The organism is Cellulosimicrobium sp. JZ28, from assembly GCF_015327065.1.
GTDB lineage: Bacteria > Actinomycetota > Actinomycetes > Actinomycetales > Cellulomonadaceae > Cellulosimicrobium > Cellulosimicrobium funkei.
The window spans coordinates 3,547,218-3,561,829 of record NZ_CP017660.1; the positions used below are offsets into that span (position 1 = coordinate 3,547,218).

Annotated in this window: 13 protein-coding genes; 6 read left to right on the forward strand and 7 right to left on the reverse strand. The window is 74.3% G+C overall.

What is annotated here, in order from left to right; translation table 11 throughout:
* Positions 1-29 precede the first annotated feature (29 nt).
* Genes BJP59_RS15890 through BJP59_RS15910 form a run of 5 tightly spaced genes read right to left on the reverse strand, consistent with a single transcriptional unit; the run spans position 30 to position 5,398 of the window.
* Positions 30-674: a class II aldolase/adducin family protein gene (locus BJP59_RS15890; protein ID WP_021483183.1), complete on the reverse strand. Its 645-nt coding sequence runs from the start codon at positions 672-674 to the stop codon at positions 30-32.
* Positions 671-2,170, reverse strand: a complete 1,500-nt coding sequence (locus BJP59_RS15895) for an FGGY-family carbohydrate kinase (protein WP_194521403.1) — start codon at positions 2,168-2,170, stop codon at positions 671-673. Before BJP59_RS15895 ends, BJP59_RS15890 begins: the two co-directional genes overlap by 4 nt.
* Complete coding sequence (locus BJP59_RS15900) at positions 2,167-3,093, reverse strand: carbohydrate ABC transporter permease (protein WP_194521404.1); 927 nt, start codon at positions 3,091-3,093, stop codon at positions 2,167-2,169. The genes BJP59_RS15895 and BJP59_RS15900 overlap by 4 nt, the downstream gene beginning before the upstream one ends.
* Positions 3,090-4,058: a carbohydrate ABC transporter permease gene (locus BJP59_RS15905; RefSeq protein ID WP_083711552.1), complete on the reverse strand. Its 969-nt coding sequence runs from the start codon at positions 4,056-4,058 to the stop codon at positions 3,090-3,092. The genes BJP59_RS15900 and BJP59_RS15905 overlap by 4 nt, the downstream gene beginning before the upstream one ends.
* 2 nt (positions 4,059-4,060) lie before the next feature.
* Complete coding sequence (locus tag BJP59_RS15910; RefSeq protein WP_031316944.1) at positions 4,061-5,398, reverse strand: ABC transporter substrate-binding protein; 1,338 nt, start codon at positions 5,396-5,398, stop codon at positions 4,061-4,063.
* A 459-nt stretch (positions 5,399-5,857) separates the two neighbouring features.
* Between BJP59_RS15910 and BJP59_RS15915 the strand changes: the two genes are divergently transcribed.
* Both BJP59_RS15915 and BJP59_RS15920 read left to right on the forward strand, forming a co-directional pair.
* Positions 5,858-7,420: an FGGY-family carbohydrate kinase gene (locus BJP59_RS15915; protein WP_194521405.1), complete on the forward strand. Its 1,563-nt coding sequence runs from the start codon at positions 5,858-5,860 to the stop codon at positions 7,418-7,420.
* Complete coding sequence (locus tag BJP59_RS15920) at positions 7,417-9,066, forward strand: fucose isomerase (protein ID WP_194521406.1); 1,650 nt, start codon at positions 7,417-7,419, stop codon at positions 9,064-9,066. The genes BJP59_RS15915 and BJP59_RS15920 overlap by 4 nt, the downstream gene beginning before the upstream one ends.
* Positions 9,067-9,198: 132 nt before the next feature.
* Here the strand turns inward: BJP59_RS15920 and BJP59_RS15925 are convergent, their stop codons facing one another.
* Entirely contained in the window at positions 9,199-9,666 is a 468-nt protein-coding gene (locus BJP59_RS15925; protein ID WP_194521407.1) for a VanZ family protein, read from the reverse strand.
* Between the two features lie 119 nt (positions 9,667-9,785).
* Here BJP59_RS15925 and BJP59_RS15930 point away from each other — a divergent pair, with 119 nt between their 5' ends.
* Positions 9,786-10,778: a TIGR03885 family FMN-dependent LLM class oxidoreductase gene (locus BJP59_RS15930; protein WP_194521408.1), complete on the forward strand. Its 993-nt coding sequence runs from the start codon at positions 9,786-9,788 to the stop codon at positions 10,776-10,778.
* Positions 10,775-12,478, forward strand: a complete 1,704-nt coding sequence (locus tag BJP59_RS15935; RefSeq protein ID WP_194521409.1) for an alpha-amylase family protein — start codon at positions 10,775-10,777, stop codon at positions 12,476-12,478. Before BJP59_RS15930 ends, BJP59_RS15935 begins: the two co-directional genes overlap by 4 nt.
* A gap of 91 nt (positions 12,479-12,569) precedes the next feature.
* On the opposite strand, the gene BJP59_RS15940 is transcribed toward BJP59_RS15935, so the two are convergent.
* On the reverse strand, positions 12,570-12,797 hold the full coding sequence (locus BJP59_RS15940; protein ID WP_051028580.1) for a hypothetical protein: 228 nt from the start codon (positions 12,795-12,797) through the stop codon (positions 12,570-12,572).
* Positions 12,798-12,925: 128 nt separating this feature from the next.
* Here BJP59_RS15940 and BJP59_RS15945 point away from each other — a divergent pair, with 128 nt between their 5' ends.
* Positions 12,926-14,062, forward strand: coding sequence for a threonine aldolase family protein (locus BJP59_RS15945; protein ID WP_194521410.1), 1,137 nt, complete (start codon positions 12,926-12,928; stop codon positions 14,060-14,062).
* A gap of 18 nt (positions 14,063-14,080) precedes the next feature.
* Positions 14,081-14,581: a nucleoside deaminase gene (locus BJP59_RS15950; RefSeq protein ID WP_086149938.1), complete on the forward strand. Its 501-nt coding sequence runs from the start codon at positions 14,081-14,083 to the stop codon at positions 14,579-14,581.
* The last annotated feature ends 31 nt before the right edge of the window (positions 14,582-14,612 follow it).

Genomic DNA, 14,612 nt, shown 5'->3' on the forward strand with positions numbered 1-14,612 from the left:
CGGACCGGGTCGCTGCGCGCCGGGCCCGGTCACAGCGTGTGCGTGATGCCCAGCGACGCGTAGTCGAGGACGATCGGGTCGTCCGTCACGGCGCGTGCCGCGGAGAGCACCTTCGCCGCGCTCTCGACCGCGACGCTCGTCTTGAACGCGTCGCGCAGGTTCGGCCCGACCGTGAGCAGGCCGTGGTTGGCCCAGACGACGGCGTTGCGGTCCTCGAGGTACCGCGCCATGTCCCGGCCGAACTCGGTCGAGTTGCTCAGCGCGAACGGCATGACCGGCACGTCGCCCTTGGTGTAGATGACCATGTTGACGAGCGCGCCGCGGATCGGCTCGCCCAGCACGCCGAACACGTTCGCGTACGTGGGCTCGGTGTGGACGATCGCCTGGACGTCGGGGCGCGCGGCGTAGACGGCGAGGTGCACCGTCACCTCCGACGACGGCTGGAGCCGCCCCTCGACGACGTTCGCGTCCTCGTCCACGACCACGAGGTCGTCCGGCGTCATGCGGTCGTACTCGAGGTCGGTCGGGGTGATGAGGAACGTCGACGTGCCCGGGATGCGGAGGCTGATGTTGCCCTGCGTGTTGAAGTTGAGCCCGAGCTTCACGGACTCCAGGCAGTACGCGAGGACGTCCTCGCGCGCGGCCTGCAGGTCGAACGTGTCCAGCGTGGTCATGCGATCTCCTTGAGTGCGGTGCCGTCGACGGTCTCGACGGCGAGGGACGTGCTGACGGGGGTGAGGAGCTGGTGCAGCGAGTCGAACGTCGCGCGCTGCCGCGCGTACCACGCGGCGTGCCGCGGGTCGGGGCTCGCCTCGTGCACGACGGCGGGGGCGGGCAGGTCGAGCACGCTCGCGAAGGTGCCGGCACCGAGCGCGGCGAGGAGCGCGGCGCCGCGCCCCGCCGCCTCGCGCACGACGGCGCGCAGCGGGACCCCGGCCGCGTCGGACCGGGCCTGGAGGGCGCCGAGGTTGGCCGAGCCGCCGCCGACGGCGTGCACGTCCACCGGCTCCACCCCGCGCTCCGCGAGCGCCGCCCGGATCTTCGCGAGCTCGAACCCCGAGGCCTCGACGAACGCGCGCGCGATCTGCGCCGTCGTCGTCTCGAGCGTCAGGCCGAGGAGCGCGCCCCGAGCGGCGGGGTCGTTGTCGAGCGTGCCCGACCCGGCGAGGTAGGGCGCGACCAGGAGCGGGGGTGGGTCGACGGCGCCGACCTCGTAGAGCGACGCCCACGGGTCGATCCGGTCGTGGTGGACGATCGACGAGAACCAGTCGAGCGCGAAGCCGCCCGCCGCCGTGCCCGCGAGGGTGACCCACAGGTCCGCCCCCACGGGGTAGGTCGCGAGCCCGGTCCCGCCGAGCCGCTCCGGCCGGGAGCGGGTGCCCACGGTGAGGCAGTCGCTCGACCCGAACGAGAACACGGCCCGCAGGCCGGGGCGTCCGCCCCCGCCGAGGAAGGCCGCGGCCTGGTCGTGCACGCCCGCGACGACGGGCGTCCCGGCGCGCAGCCCCGTCCGGGCGGCGGCGTCCGCGGAGACCACGCCGATCACGTCGCCCGCGGCGACCACCGGGGACAGGAGCGCGCCGGGCACGTCGAGCGCGTCGAGCACCGCGTCGGACCAGGCGCGGGTCCGGACGTCGAACGCTCCCGTGCGGGACGCCATCGTCAGGTCCACGGCCGGCGCCGCGCCGAGCCGCGTCGCGACGAAGTCGTCCAGGGTCCGCACCGCGGCAGGCAGCGCGCCGTCGGGCAGGAGCCCGCGCACCTTGTGCACGGAGAACATCGGGTGCAGCGGCTGGCCCGTGATCTCCTGGACGGCGTCGCCGCCGAGCAGCTCGCGGAGCCGGTCCGCCGAGCCCGCGCCCCGGCCGTCCATGCTCAGCGGGGCGGGGCCGAGCGCGCGGCCCGCGCGGTCGACGGGCACGACGGCCTCGCCGAGCGTCGAGAAGGACAGGGCCTCCACCGGGTCCGCGGCCACCGCGGGCTCGGCGACGACGTCGCGCACGAGCGCCTCGACGCCGTCGAGCACGGCCTCCGCGTCGACGTGCGCGCGCCCCGGCGCGGGGCGCACGACCGTCGTGCGGCGCGAGCGCGCGACGAGCTCGTTGCCCCCCTCGTCGTACACGCCGACGCGCGTCCCCGTGGTCCCGAGGTCGATGCCGAGGTAGCTCACTTGACCGACCCCGCGAGACCGTTCACCAGGTACCGCTGGATGAACAGGTAGACGACGACGATGGGCACGGAGATGAGCACGAGCACCGCGAACAGCGCGCCGGGCTGGCTCAGGTAGATCCCGCGGTACGCGAGGGGGACGAGCGTCAGGGGCTTGAGGTCGTTGTCGCTGATCGCGACGAGCGGCAGGAGGAAGTCGTTCCACGTCATCATGAGCTGCCAGATCACGACGACCGCGGCGGCCGCCTTGCCGAGCGGGAAGTAGATGCGCCAGAAGATCGTCCACGCGGACGCGCCGTCGACGAGCGCGGCCTCGTACGTCTCGTCGGGGATCGCGAGGTAGGTGGTGCGGATCATGATCACGGCGAACGGCAGGCCGAGCGCCGTGTAGGCGAGGACGAGCCCGAGCAGCGAGTCGTAGAGGCCGATCGCCTGGAGGATCTTGAAGACCGCCACGACGATGCTCGCCATGGGCAGCACGAGCGCGAGCAGCAGCCCGACGAACACGACGCCCCGGAACGGCACGCGCAGGCGGGCGAGGGCGAACGCCGTCATGGAGCCGAGGAGGACGACGAGGAGGATCGACGGGACCGACACCAGCAGGCTGTTGAGCAGGTGCTGCAGGATCGGGTTGGTCTCGAAGATCGTCACGTAGTTGCGCAGCGTCGGCTCCTCGGGGAGCAGGCCGAGCGCCGTCGTCGAGGGGTTCGACGTGGGCAGCAGCGAGATGCCGACCACCATCACCACGGGGACCATCCACAGCGCCGCGAGCGGTCCGAGCACCCAGTGCGACCACCGCGGCGGGGCCTCGACGTCCTTGCTGCGGCCGTGACCGCGCCGACGGCGGACGGGGGCGGCGGGCGGCGTGGTGGTGGTGGCGGCCGCGCGCCGCGCGCGGTCGGTGCCGGAGCTGAGCGCCGTCATGACTTCTCCCCCGTGATGAACCCGGCCCCGAACGTGCGCAGCATCGCGACGGACGAGCCGATCGCGAGGACGAGCAGGACGACGGAGATCGTCGCGCCGTAGCCGAACGACTGGAGCTGGAAGGCTTCCTTGAACATGTACGTGGGCATGAGCTCCGACGCGTGGTTGGGCCCGCCCTCGGTGAGCACCCACACGAGCTCGAAGGTCTTGAGCGAGCCGATGATCCCGAGCAGGACGAGCGAGAGGTGGGTCGGCTTGAGGAGCGGCAGGACGATGCGCCGCACGAGCGCCCACCCGCTCGCCCCGTCGATGCGCGCCGCCTCGAGGACGGAGTGGTCGAGGAGCTGGAGGCCGGCGAGGTAGAACAGCATCGAGAAGCCCGACCACATCCACACGTTGACGACGATCACCGTGACGATCGCCGTCGACGGGTCGGACAGGTAGGGGCGCGTGAGGACCTCGAGACCGGTCGCCCGCCCGAGCTGCGCGAGCACGCCGTTGAACGGGTCGAGCAGGCGCTGCCAGACGATGCCCACGACGACGGGCGACAGGACGGCCGGCAGGAAGAAGATCGCGCGGTACACCGTGCGTCCCCGCAGCCGGGTGTTGAGCAGCCAGGCGAGCGTGAAGCCGATGACCGCCTGCGGGACGATCGTCAGGAGGATCCACAGCAGCGAGTTGCGCAGCGTGATGTGGAAGACCGGGTCCTGGGCGAGGTCCGCGTAGTTCTGGACGCCGACCGGCGTCCCGGCGTTGACGCCGTCCCAGTCGAGCGTGCTCGCCTGGACGTTGAACACGATCGGGTACACGACGAACACCGCGAAGAGCAGGAGCGCGGGCGCGATGAAGCCGAGCGCGACGAGCTGCTGGCGGCGACGCGTGCCGCGTCCCGTCGACGTCGTCGCGCGCGGCCCGGCGACCCGCGGCGTCGCCGCCGCGGGTCGCCCGGAGACGAGGGCTGCCATCGTCAGCCCAGCCCGTCCTGGACCGCCTGGACCTTCGCCGCGGCCTCCTCGGGGGTCGACTGCCCGGCGGCGACCGCGGACAGCGCGTCCGCGACGGCCGTGTCGATGTCCGGCGACTCGAAGTAGCGCGAGTACTGCACCTCGGGCATCCAGTCCTCGGTGAACGTCGTCCACATCTCGCGCTGCTTGTCGCTCGTGAACTCCTCGGGGTCGAGGCCCTGCACGGCGGGCAGGTCGTTGAACGTGTTGATGAGCACCTGGGCGCCGTCCCCGGCGATCCAGTCGGTGAGGACCTGGCACGCCAGCTCGGGGTTCTTCGCGTCCTTCGAGATGCCGAGCGCGACGTCGATGCCGCCGACGAGCTGCGGCTCGGGCGCGCCGCCCGGGATCGTCGGGAACAGGAAGGGCTCGTAGCCCTCCATGCCCTGCGAGAGCGGCGGGATGTCGGCGCGCGAGGGGTCGGACTGCTGGATCCACCAGGCCCCGAGGGGGATCATCGCGGCGTTGCCCGCCTCGAACTGGTTGACGCCGTTCGGGTAGGCGTCCAGCGCGAGGGCGCCCTGCTGGGCGATCCCGTCGGTGAAGAGCTTCTGCCAGTACGTGAACGCCTCGACGATCCCGGGGTCGGTCCACGACGCCTCGCCCGACTCCGCCTGCTGGACGAGGCCCGGCTCGACGTTGTTGGCGATCTGGAGGAAGACGACGTTGCGCAGCCACGAGTCCTTGGCGGGCAGCAGGAACGGCGCGGCCGAGCCGCCGCCGAGTGCGTCGACGGCGCTCTCGAGCTCGGCCCACGTGGCCGGGGGCTCGACGCCCGCCTCGTCGAGGAGGTCGGAGTTGGCCCAGAGGTTCACCGTCTGCACGAGGAGCGGCAGCGCGTAGTAGCTGTCGTCCCCCTCGGGGTTGCCCATCCGCGCCTGCTCGAGGCCGATCGGGAAGAACTTCGACTCCCAGTCGTCACCCCACGTGTCGGCCGCGCACTCCTCGAGCGGCATGAGGTTCTCCCGGTACTGCTGGGTCAGCGCGCCGGGCTGCAGGCCGACGATGTCGGGCATGGTGCCCGAGCTCGCGCGGGTCTGCAGGTCCACGACGTACTCGGGGTAGTTGAAGATCGTCGAGTCGATCGTGACGTCGGGGTTCGCGGTGGTGAACGCGTCGATCATCTGGCGCGTGGTCTGCTCGATCGGGCTCCAGGAGCGGAACGTCACCGTCGTCCCGCCCTCGCCCCCCTGGCCCGACTGCTCGGGGTCGGCGCTGCCGGCGCACGCCGCGAGCGACGTGACGATCGTGAGCGCGACGCCGGCCTGGATGCCGCGCCGCGCAGTTCGGGGAAGCTTCATCGCGTCCGTCCTCTCTCCGTCGTTGGATGCGAGGGCCTCATCGAACGTCTCCCCGCGGGGGCCGTCAACGGGTCGAGCCGGGGTGCGGCGGCCCGCGGCGCGCCGTGTCGTCCGTGTCCTGTCCGGCCGCCGCGACCCGGTCCCGCGGACGCCGACAGCGCGTCGCGGCGTCGAGCCGACAGCGGGATGTCCGTTGTCCGACACGGAACCCGGGCACGGCCCCGCGGTCCCGCGGCTGGGGGCCGCGCCGCGGACCGGTGGCCCCGCGCTGACAACGGGCCCCGGGTCGGTTGTCCGGGACGCGGGCGCGCCGCCGAGCCGCTCCGCGCCGCTCGGCCAGGCCCGAGGTCACAGTTCCGTGACGCCCGGATTCGTCTCACGTGTTGAGACTGCCGAGGGCAACATCGCAGGTCGCGGCACCCGTTGTGTCTGTAATCGATTTCTGCCATGCTGGTCGGCATGCCCTCCCCCACGACCCCCGGCCTCGTCGGCGTCGACGTCGGGACGTCGAGCACCAAGGGCGCGCTCGTCGGTCCGGACGGCGCGATCCTGCGCTCGACCACGCGCGCGCACGTCGTCGACCGGCCGCAGCCCGGCCACGTCGAGATGGACGCCCAGGTCTGGTGGGAGGAGCTCGTCGACGTCGTCACCGAGCTCACGGCCGACCTCGCCCCCGGTGCCGTCCGCGGCCCCGACGTCCCGGCCGACCTCGAGGTCGCCGCCGTCGGGCTCTCCGGCATGGGCCCGTGCGTGCTGCTGACCGACGAGCAGGGGACCCCGGTCCGCCCGGCGATCCTCTACGGCGTCGACACCCGGGCGACGGAGCAGATCGCCGAGCTCGACGAGGCACTCGGGCGCGCGACGGTCCTCGACCGGTGCGGCTCGGCGCTGTCGTCGCAGGCCGCCGGGCCCAAGATCGCCTGGGTGCGGAGGCACGAGCCCGAGGCCTGGGCGCGCGCCCGCCGCCTGTTCATGCCGGCGTCGTACCTCGCCTTCCGCCTCACCGGCGCGTACGTGCTCGACCACCACTCGGCGTCGCAGTCGACGCCCCTGTACGACCCGCGCGACCACGACTGGATCGGCGAGTGGGCCGCGCTCGTCGCGCCCGGCCTCGAGCTGCCCGCGCTGCGGTGGCCCGGCGAGGCGGCAGGGGTCACCCGCGAGCGCCTCGCCGGGGTGGCCGCCGGCACGCCCGTCGTCACCGGCACCATCGACGCCTGGTCGGAGGCCGTGAGCGTCGACGCGACGCACGTCGGCGACCTCATGCTCATGTACGGCACGACGATGTTCCTCGTCGCCACGGTCGCCGAGCCGCTGCGCAGCGAGACGATGTGGGGCACCGTCGGCGCCTACCCCGGGACCCACAGCCTCGCCGGCGGCATGGCGACGTCGGGCGCCGTCACGTCGTGGCTGAAGGACCTGACCGGCGCGGACTACCCCGAGCTGCTCGCCGAGGCCGCGGCCAGCGGGCCCGGTGCCCGCGGGCTCCTCCTGCTCCCCTACCTCGCGGGCGAGCGCACCCCCGTCCAGGACCCCGACGCACGCGGCGTCGTCGCCGGCCTCACGCTCTCGCACACGCGCGGCGACCTCTACCGCGCGGCGCTCGAGGCGACCGCGTTCGGCGTGCGGCACAACGTCGAGACCCTCCGCGCGGCGGGCGCCGACGTCTCCCGCGTGGTCGCCGTGGGCGGCGGCACCCAGGGCGACCTCTGGACGCAGGTCGTCTCCGACGTGACCGGGCTGCCCCAGGTCGTCCCCACGAGCACCATCGGCGCGAGCTACGGCGCCGCGATGCTCGCCGCCGGGCTCGTGCACGAGCAGGGGCACCTCCTGGACGTCGCGGCGTGGAACCCGCCCGCGCGGGTCGTGCGGCCGGACCCCGCGGTGCGCGGCGTCTACGACGAGCTCTACGGCCTGTACCGCGACCTCTACCCGGCGACGCGCGACGTCGTGCACGCGCTCGCACGCCGGGCCGCGCCCCCCGCCCCCGACCGCACCGCCCTCGAAGGAGCACCCGCATGACCAGCAGCACCTACGCCGTCCCCACGCTCGCGCCGGAGCCCCCGGCCCCCGAGCGCACGGTCTACCTCGTCGCCTCGGGCGACCTGCGCGAGTCCGCGAACGTCGCGGGCTGGCCCACGCAGGTGGAGCTCGAGCGCGTCCTCACCGACGCGTTCGCCGCGAACGGCTGGAAGGTCGTGCGGGCCAACGACGTGGATCCCGAGACCGGGCACGGGTTCATCAGCTCCCAGCGCATGGGGCTCGAGGTGTTCGCGACGATCCCGCCCGACGCGCCGCTCGTCGTCGCGGAGGCCGTGTGGCAGTACAGCCACCACGTGCTGGCCGGGCTGCGCACGCACCGCGGCCCGGTGCTCACCGCCGCCAACTTCGCGGGCGACTGGCCGGGGCTCGTCGGGCTGCTCGGCCTCAACGCGGGCCTGACGAAGATGGGCCGCCCCTACTCGACCGTGTGGACGGTCGACGGGAGCGACGCCTGGTTCCAGGACGCGATCCGGTCGTGGGTCACGACGGGCACGATCGAGCACGACGACGCGCACGTCCACGCGCTCCCGGAGCTCCCCGACAGCGCCGAGAAGCAGCTCGGCGAGGCGCTCGCCGCCCAGCTCCTGCGCGAGAAGGCGATCATCGGCGTCTTCGACGAGGGCTGCATGGGCATGTACAACGCGATCTTCGACGACGAGCTGCTCAACGGCCTGGGCATCTACAAGGAGCGGCTGTCGCAGTCGGCGCTCTGGGCCGAGATGCAGCGGGTCGGCGACGACGAGGCGGACGCGGTCCAGCGCTGGCTCGAGGAGGCGGGCATGACGTTCCGGCTCGGCACCGACGAGGCGACGGAGCTCACCCCCGCCCAGCTGCGCTGGCAGCACAAGATGTACATCGCCGCGCTGCGGATCGCCGACGACTTCGGGCTCGACGCCGTCGGCATCCAGTACCAGCAGGGGCTCAAGGACATCTGCCCGGCGTCGGACCTCGCGGAGGGCCTGCTCAACAACGTCCAGCGGCCGCCGGTCCGCTCGCGCGACGGCCGTCGGGTGCTGTGGGACGGCCAGGCGTTCCCGCACTTCAACGAGGCGGACGAGGGCGTCGCCGTCGACGCGCTCGTGACGAACCGCGTGTGGACCGCGATGGGCCTGGACCCGGCGACGACCCTGCACGACGTGCGCTGGGGCGAGGAGCACGACGGCCGCTTCGTGTGGGTCTTCGAGATCTCGGGCTCCGTGCCCGCCTCGCACCTGGAGGGCGGGTACGCGGGTGCCGAGGGCTGGCGCCAGGACCCGGTGTTCTTCCCGGCCGGCGGGTCGACGATCAACGGCGTGTCCAAGGCGGGCGAGATCGTCTGGTCGCGCGTCTACATCGCCGACGGCGTGCTGCAGGTCGACCTCGGCCGGGCCTCGGCCGTCTCCCTGCCCGCGGAGGAGACGCGCCGGCGCAAGGAGGCGACGAACCCCGAGTGGCCGATCATGCACGCCGTGCTGCACGGCGTGAGCCGTGACCAGTTCATGGCCCGCCACAAGGCGAACCACCTCAACGTCGCGTACGCGCCCGACGCCGCGACGGCCGACCGCGCGCTCGAGGCGAAGGCCGCGTTCTTCGCCGCGCTCGGCATGCCGGTCCACCTGTGCGGGGACACGGCGCTCACGCGCTGACCCCCGCTCCCGCGACCCCGGGCGGGTCGCTCCGCCGCGCTCGTCCCCCGGCCGCGGCGGGGCGGCCCGTCCGGTCTCTTGCCCGGTCCCGTGCCCGGTCTCTTGCCCTGTCTCGTGCCCGGCCCCGCGCCGTCAGCGGGCCGGCCGCGGGGCACGGGCGGGCCGCCGGCGCGCGAGCCCGCCCACGACGAGGGCCACGAGCACGGCGCCCAGGAGCGCGCCGGCCGTGTTGAGGACGACGTCCTGGACGGTCGGGACGCGGCCGGGCAGGAGGTTCTGGGTGAGCTCGATCGCGACCGAGAGGGCGCAGCCCGCGAGCGTCACGAGCCCGACGGCGCGCCACGTGCTCGGGACGGCGCCGCCCCGGCGGGCGGCCGCGCCCCGCATGAGGGGCACGCCGAGCACGCCGAACGGCCCGAACATCACGACGTTGGCGAGCGCCTCGAGCACCGGCAGCGTGATCGGGATCCCGAGGCCCTGGAGGAAGCCGAGCGTGGACGTCGCCCAGCCGGGCGCGTCGGTGGACTGCGGCGACGGCCAGAGCGTCACGACCAGGACGGCGGCGAGATAGACGGCGAACGTCCAGGTCAGCAGGCGCATCCCGTCAGCGTACGGGCGCGCGTCCCGGGCGCGCCGGGCCCCGCGGCGCGGCCACGGAGCCTCCACCGTTCCCCCTCCTCGCCGCGCGTGGGACGGCGAGGGTCGGTTCACTGGGCGCCATGGTCACCGTCGGCTTCCACGCCTCCCACGAGCAGATCCCGCCCGGCCCCCTCCTCGCCGCGGCCCGCCGCGCCGAGCAGGTCGGCTTCGACGCCGCCATGTGCTCCGACCACCTGGCCCCCTGGAGCGAGCGCCAGGGCGAGTCGGGGTTCGCGTGGTCGTGGCTCGGCGCCGCGCTCGCGACGACCGCGCTGCCGTTCGGCGTCGTCACCGCCCCCGGCCAGCGCTACCACCCGGCGATCGTCGCGCAGGCGATCGCGACGCTCGGCGCGATGTTCCCGGGCCGGTTCTGGGCCGCGCTCGGCTCGGGCGAGGCGATGAACGAGCACGTCACGGGCGACCGCTGGCCCACGAAGGCCGAGCGCGACGCCCGGCTGCGCGAGTGCGTCGACGTCATCCGGGCCCTCCTCGCGGGCGAGCAGGTCACGCACCACGGGCACGTCACGGTGGACCGGGCACGCGTGTGGTCGCTGCCCGACGTCGCGCCGCGGCTCGTCGGTCCGGCCGTCACCCCCGCCACGGCGCGCCGCCACGCCGACTGGGCCGACGGCCTCGTCACCGTGAACCAGCCCGTCGAGTCGCTGCGCCAGGTCGTCGGCGAGTACCGCGACGCGGGGGGCCGCGGGCCGCTCGCGCTGCAGGTGCACATCGCGTGGGGCACGGACGACGAGGCCGCGTTCGCCGTCGCGCACGACCAGTGGCGCTCCAACCTCCTGCCGCCGAGCGTCAACTGGCACCTCGAGACCCCGGAGCAGTACGACGCGGTGGCGGAGCTGGTGCGCCCGGAGGAGGTGCGCGGCACGGTGCTCGTCGAGCACGACCCCCAGCGGCTCGCGGACCGCGTCGCCGAGCTGGTCGCGTGCGGGTTCGACGAGGTGTACCTGCACCACGTGGGGCAGCAGCAGGACGCGTTCCTCGACGCGGCGGGCGAGGCCCTCCTGCCCCGGCTGCGCGAGGCGTGCGCCGCCACGACCGACGGGGGTGCGGCGTGAGGATCCGCGACACCGGCGACCTGTGGTGGAAGAACGCGGTCGTCTACTGCCTCGACGTCGAGACCTTCATGGACTGGGACGACGACGGGATCGGCGACTTCCCCGGCCTGGTCCAGCGGATCGACCACCTCGCCGACCTCGGGGTGACGTGCCTGTGGCTCATGCCGTTCTACCCGACGGCCGACCGCGACGACGGCTACGACATCACCGACTTCCTCGGCGTCGACCCGCGCCTGGGCGACCTCGGCGACGTGGTCGAGCTCGTGCGGACCGCGCGCGACCGGGGCATCCGCGTGATCGTGGACCTCGTCGTCAACCACACGTCCGACCGCCACCCGTGGTTCCGCTCCGCGCGACGGTCCACCACCTCCCCGTTCCGGGACTACTACGTCTGGCGGTCCGACGAGCCGCCGTCGACCAAGGACCAGGTCGTGTTCCCCGACCAGGAGGAGGGCATCTGGACCCTCGACGAGGCGTCGGGCGAGTGGTACCGGCACCGCTTCTACCGGCACCAGCCCGACCTCAACACCGCGAACCCGCAGGTGCGGGACGCGATCGCGAAGACGATCGGCTTCTGGCTGGAGCTCGGCATCTCCGGCTTCCGGGTCGACGCCGTCCCCTACGCGCTGACCGACGCGGCCGCGAACCCGGGCGACGAGATCGACGACCCCCACGACCTGCTGCGCGTGCTGCGCGCGTTCGTCGGGCGACGGTCGGGCGACGCGATCCTCATGGGCGAGGTCAACCTGCCTTACGAGGAGCAGGCGCGCTACTTCGGGGACGGCGACCCCACCGACGGCGACCCCGGCGGGGTGACGAGCAACGAGCTGACGCTCCAGTTCGACTTCAACGCGATGCAGGCGCTGTACCTGGCGCTCGCCCGGCACGACGCGACCCCGCTCGCCGGGTCGCTCGCCGCGCGTCCGCCCATCCCCCGCGACACCCAGTGGGCGACGTTCGTGCGCAACCACGACGAGCTCACGCTCGACAAGCTCACGGACGACGAGCGCGCCGAGGTCTTCGCCGCGTTCGGCCCCGAGGAGGACATGCAGCTCTACGGGCGGGGACTGCGACGGCGGCTGCCCCCGATGCTGGGCGGCGACCCGCGCCGGCTGCGGATGGTGTACTCGCTGCTCTTCTCGCTGCCGGGCACGCCCGTGCTGTTCTACGGCGAGGAGATCGGCATGGGCGAGAACCTGGACGTGCCGGGGCGCCTCGCCGTGCGGACGCCCATGCAGTGGACGTCGGGGCCGAACGGCGGGTTCTCCCGCGCTCCCGCGCGCCGGCTCGCGGCACCGCTGCCGGGCGACGGGTACGCGCCCGAGCACGTCAACGTCGCCGACCAGCGCCGCGACCCGGACTCGCTGCTCACGTTCGTGCGGATGCTCGCGCACCGCTACCGCGAGTGCCCCGAGCTGGGCTGGGGCGACGCGCAGGTGCTCGACTCGCCCGAGCCGTCCGTGCTGGCGCTGCGCACCACCTGGCAGGACGCCTCGATGGTGACGCTGCACAACCTGTCGCCGGACCCGGTCGTCGTACGGGTGCCCCTGGGCGACCTGCCGGAGGACGCGCGCCTCGTCGACGTCCTCGACGCGGACGACGTCGAGCCCGCGCCCGACGGGACCGCCGAGGTGCGGCTCGACGGCTACGGGTTCCGCTGGCTGCGCGTCACGCCGCTCGGGTCGCGCCGGCTCCTCTGAGCCGGCGCGGCCGGGGCGTGCGCGGGGTCGGTCGCCCGGGTGCCGACCGGGCGTCGGCCAGGGCGTGAGCCCGGGGAGTGATCCCGGGGCGTCAGCCGTGGGTCGGCTCGTCGGGGCCGACGGGCCGGCCCGGCGACGACGGCCGGTCGGGGACGTCGGGCGACGGGTCGGCCGGCCCGCCGGGGACCGGGTCGGCGTGGCTCGGGTCGTGCGGCGGCGTCGACGGGTCCGGGGGCGGTCCCGGCGACTTCGGCGGCTCCACCGTCGGCTCCGCCGGGGAGCCCGGGCCCGTACCGGGCTGGTCGGGGTTCGTGGTCATGGCTGCACCTCCGTGCTTCACGCGCTGCGCGCGGTCCACGGGACGCGCACCGCGTCCCTCCTCGACGCTAGGCGCGCCCCGGCCCGCTCGCGCGCGGCCGGGCCGCCCCGCCGACCTACGCTGGGCACGTGACCTCGTTCGCCTCGGACAACTACTCCCCCGCCCACCCCGACGTCCTCGCCGCGCTCGCCGCCGCGAGCGCCGGGCACGAGATCTCGTACGGCGAGGACCCGTGGACCGCGCGCCTGAAGGACGCCGTGCGCGCGCGGTTCGGGCCCGACGCCACCGCGTACCCGGTGCTCACCGGCACGGGCGCGAACGTCGTCGCGCTCATGGCGACGCTCCCCCGCTGGGGCGCCGTCGTGGCGTCCGAGCACGCGCACCTCAACACGGACGAGAACGGCGCCCCCGAGCGGGTGGGCGGCGTCAAGGTGCTCACGGTGCCGGCGCCCGACGGGAAGCTCACGCCCGCTGCCGTCGAACGGTTCGCGGGCGACCTCGGCGACCCGCACCGCGCGCAGCCGCTCGTCGTGTCGCTCACGCAGTCCACCGAGCTCGGCACGCTCTACACGGCGGACGAGATCCGGGCGGTGGCCGACGCCGCGCACGCCCGCGGCATGCGGGTGCACCTCGACGGGTCGCGCCTCGCGAACGCCGCCGCGGCGCTCGGCGTCCCGCTGCGCGCCCTGACGACCGACGCGGGCGTGGACGTGCTGTCGTTCGGCGGCACCAAGAACGGGCTCGCGCTCGGCGAGGCGGTCGTCGTGCTCGACCCGTCCGCGGTCGACGGCGTGGAGTTCGTGCGCAAGTCGACGATGCAGCTCGCGTCGAAGATGCGCTACGTCTCCGCGCAGCTCCTCGCGCTCTTCGAGCCGGTCGGCGACGTCGTCGCCGAGGTGGACGAGGTCGCCGACGCCGACGAGCTCTGGCTGCGCAACGCCCGCCACGCGAACGCGATGGCCGCGCGGCTGCGGGCGGGGCTCGCGGACGCCGTCGTGCCGGCCGCCGTCGGGCCCGACGACGCCGCCCCGGGCCCGGCAGCGGGCCTCGCCTTCACCCAGCCCACGCTCGTCAACGCGGTCTTCGCGACGCTCCCCCGCACGGCGGTCGCGCGCCTGCGCGAGCGGCACCGGTTCTACGACTGGGGGCCGGGCGAGGCGCCCGACCGCGTCGAGGTCCGGTGGATGTGCGCGTGGGACACGACCCCGGGCGACGTGGACGGGTTCGTCGCGGACGTGCGGGCCGCCCTCGCGGTCGCGATGTGAGCGAGCGAGGATGACGCCATGAGCGACCAGAGCCTGCCCCTGCCGACCGCCGACGACCTCGTGCACCTGCGCCGCTGCGTCGAGCTGGCGCGCGAGGCGCTCGACGACGGCGACGAGCCGTTCGGCTCGGTCCTCGTCGACCGCGACGGGGTCGTGCGGTTCGAGGACCGCAACCGCGTCAAGGACGGCGACGCGACCCGGCACCCCGAGCTCGAGATCGCCCGCTGGGCCGCCGCGCACCTGACGCCCGAGGAGCGGCGCGACGCGACCGTCTACACGTCCGGCGAGCACTGCGCGATGTGCAGCGCGGCGCACGCGTGGGTCGGCCTCGGCCCGGTCGTCTACGCCGCGAGCACGACGCAGCTCGTCGGGTGGCTGGAGGAGTGGGGCGTCGCGCCCGGCCCGGTGCGCCCGCTCGCGATCGGCGACGTCGCGCCCGGCGTCGCCGTGCGCGGTCCCGCGTACGAGCTCGAGGTGGAGGTCCGCGCGCTGCACGCGCGTCTGCACGGCGTCTCCTGACCGGGGGCCCGCCCGCCCGGCGTCGTGCACC

Bases quoted from the DNA above. Each gene is read 5' to 3' on its own strand.
- BJP59_RS15890 (WP_021483183.1), bottom strand. From the start codon at position 674: ATGACCACGCTGGACACGTTCGACCTGCAGGCCGCGCGCGAGGACGTC.
- BJP59_RS15900 (WP_194521404.1), bottom strand. From the start codon at position 3,093: ATGACGGCGCTCAGCTCCGGCACCGACCGCGCGCGGCGCGCGGCCGCC.
- BJP59_RS15905 (WP_083711552.1), bottom strand. From the start codon at position 4,058: ATGGCAGCCCTCGTCTCCGGGCGACCCGCGGCGGCGACGCCGCGGGTC.
- BJP59_RS15910 (WP_031316944.1), bottom strand. From the start codon at position 5,398: ATGAAGCTTCCCCGAACTGCGCGGCGCGGCATCCAGGCCGGCGTCGCG.
- BJP59_RS15915 (WP_194521405.1), top strand. From the start codon at position 5,858: ATGCCCTCCCCCACGACCCCCGGCCTCGTCGGCGTCGACGTCGGGACG.
- BJP59_RS15920 (WP_194521406.1), top strand. From the start codon at position 7,417: ATGACCAGCAGCACCTACGCCGTCCCCACGCTCGCGCCGGAGCCCCCG.
- BJP59_RS15925 (WP_194521407.1), bottom strand. From the start codon at position 9,666: ATGCGCCTGCTGACCTGGACGTTCGCCGTCTATCTCGCCGCCGTCCTG.
- BJP59_RS15930 (WP_194521408.1), top strand. From the start codon at position 9,786: ATGGTCACCGTCGGCTTCCACGCCTCCCACGAGCAGATCCCGCCCGGC.
- BJP59_RS15940 (WP_051028580.1), bottom strand. From the start codon at position 12,797: ATGACCACGAACCCCGACCAGCCCGGTACGGGCCCGGGCTCCCCGGCG.
- BJP59_RS15950 (WP_086149938.1), top strand. From the start codon at position 14,081: ATGAGCGACCAGAGCCTGCCCCTGCCGACCGCCGACGACCTCGTGCAC.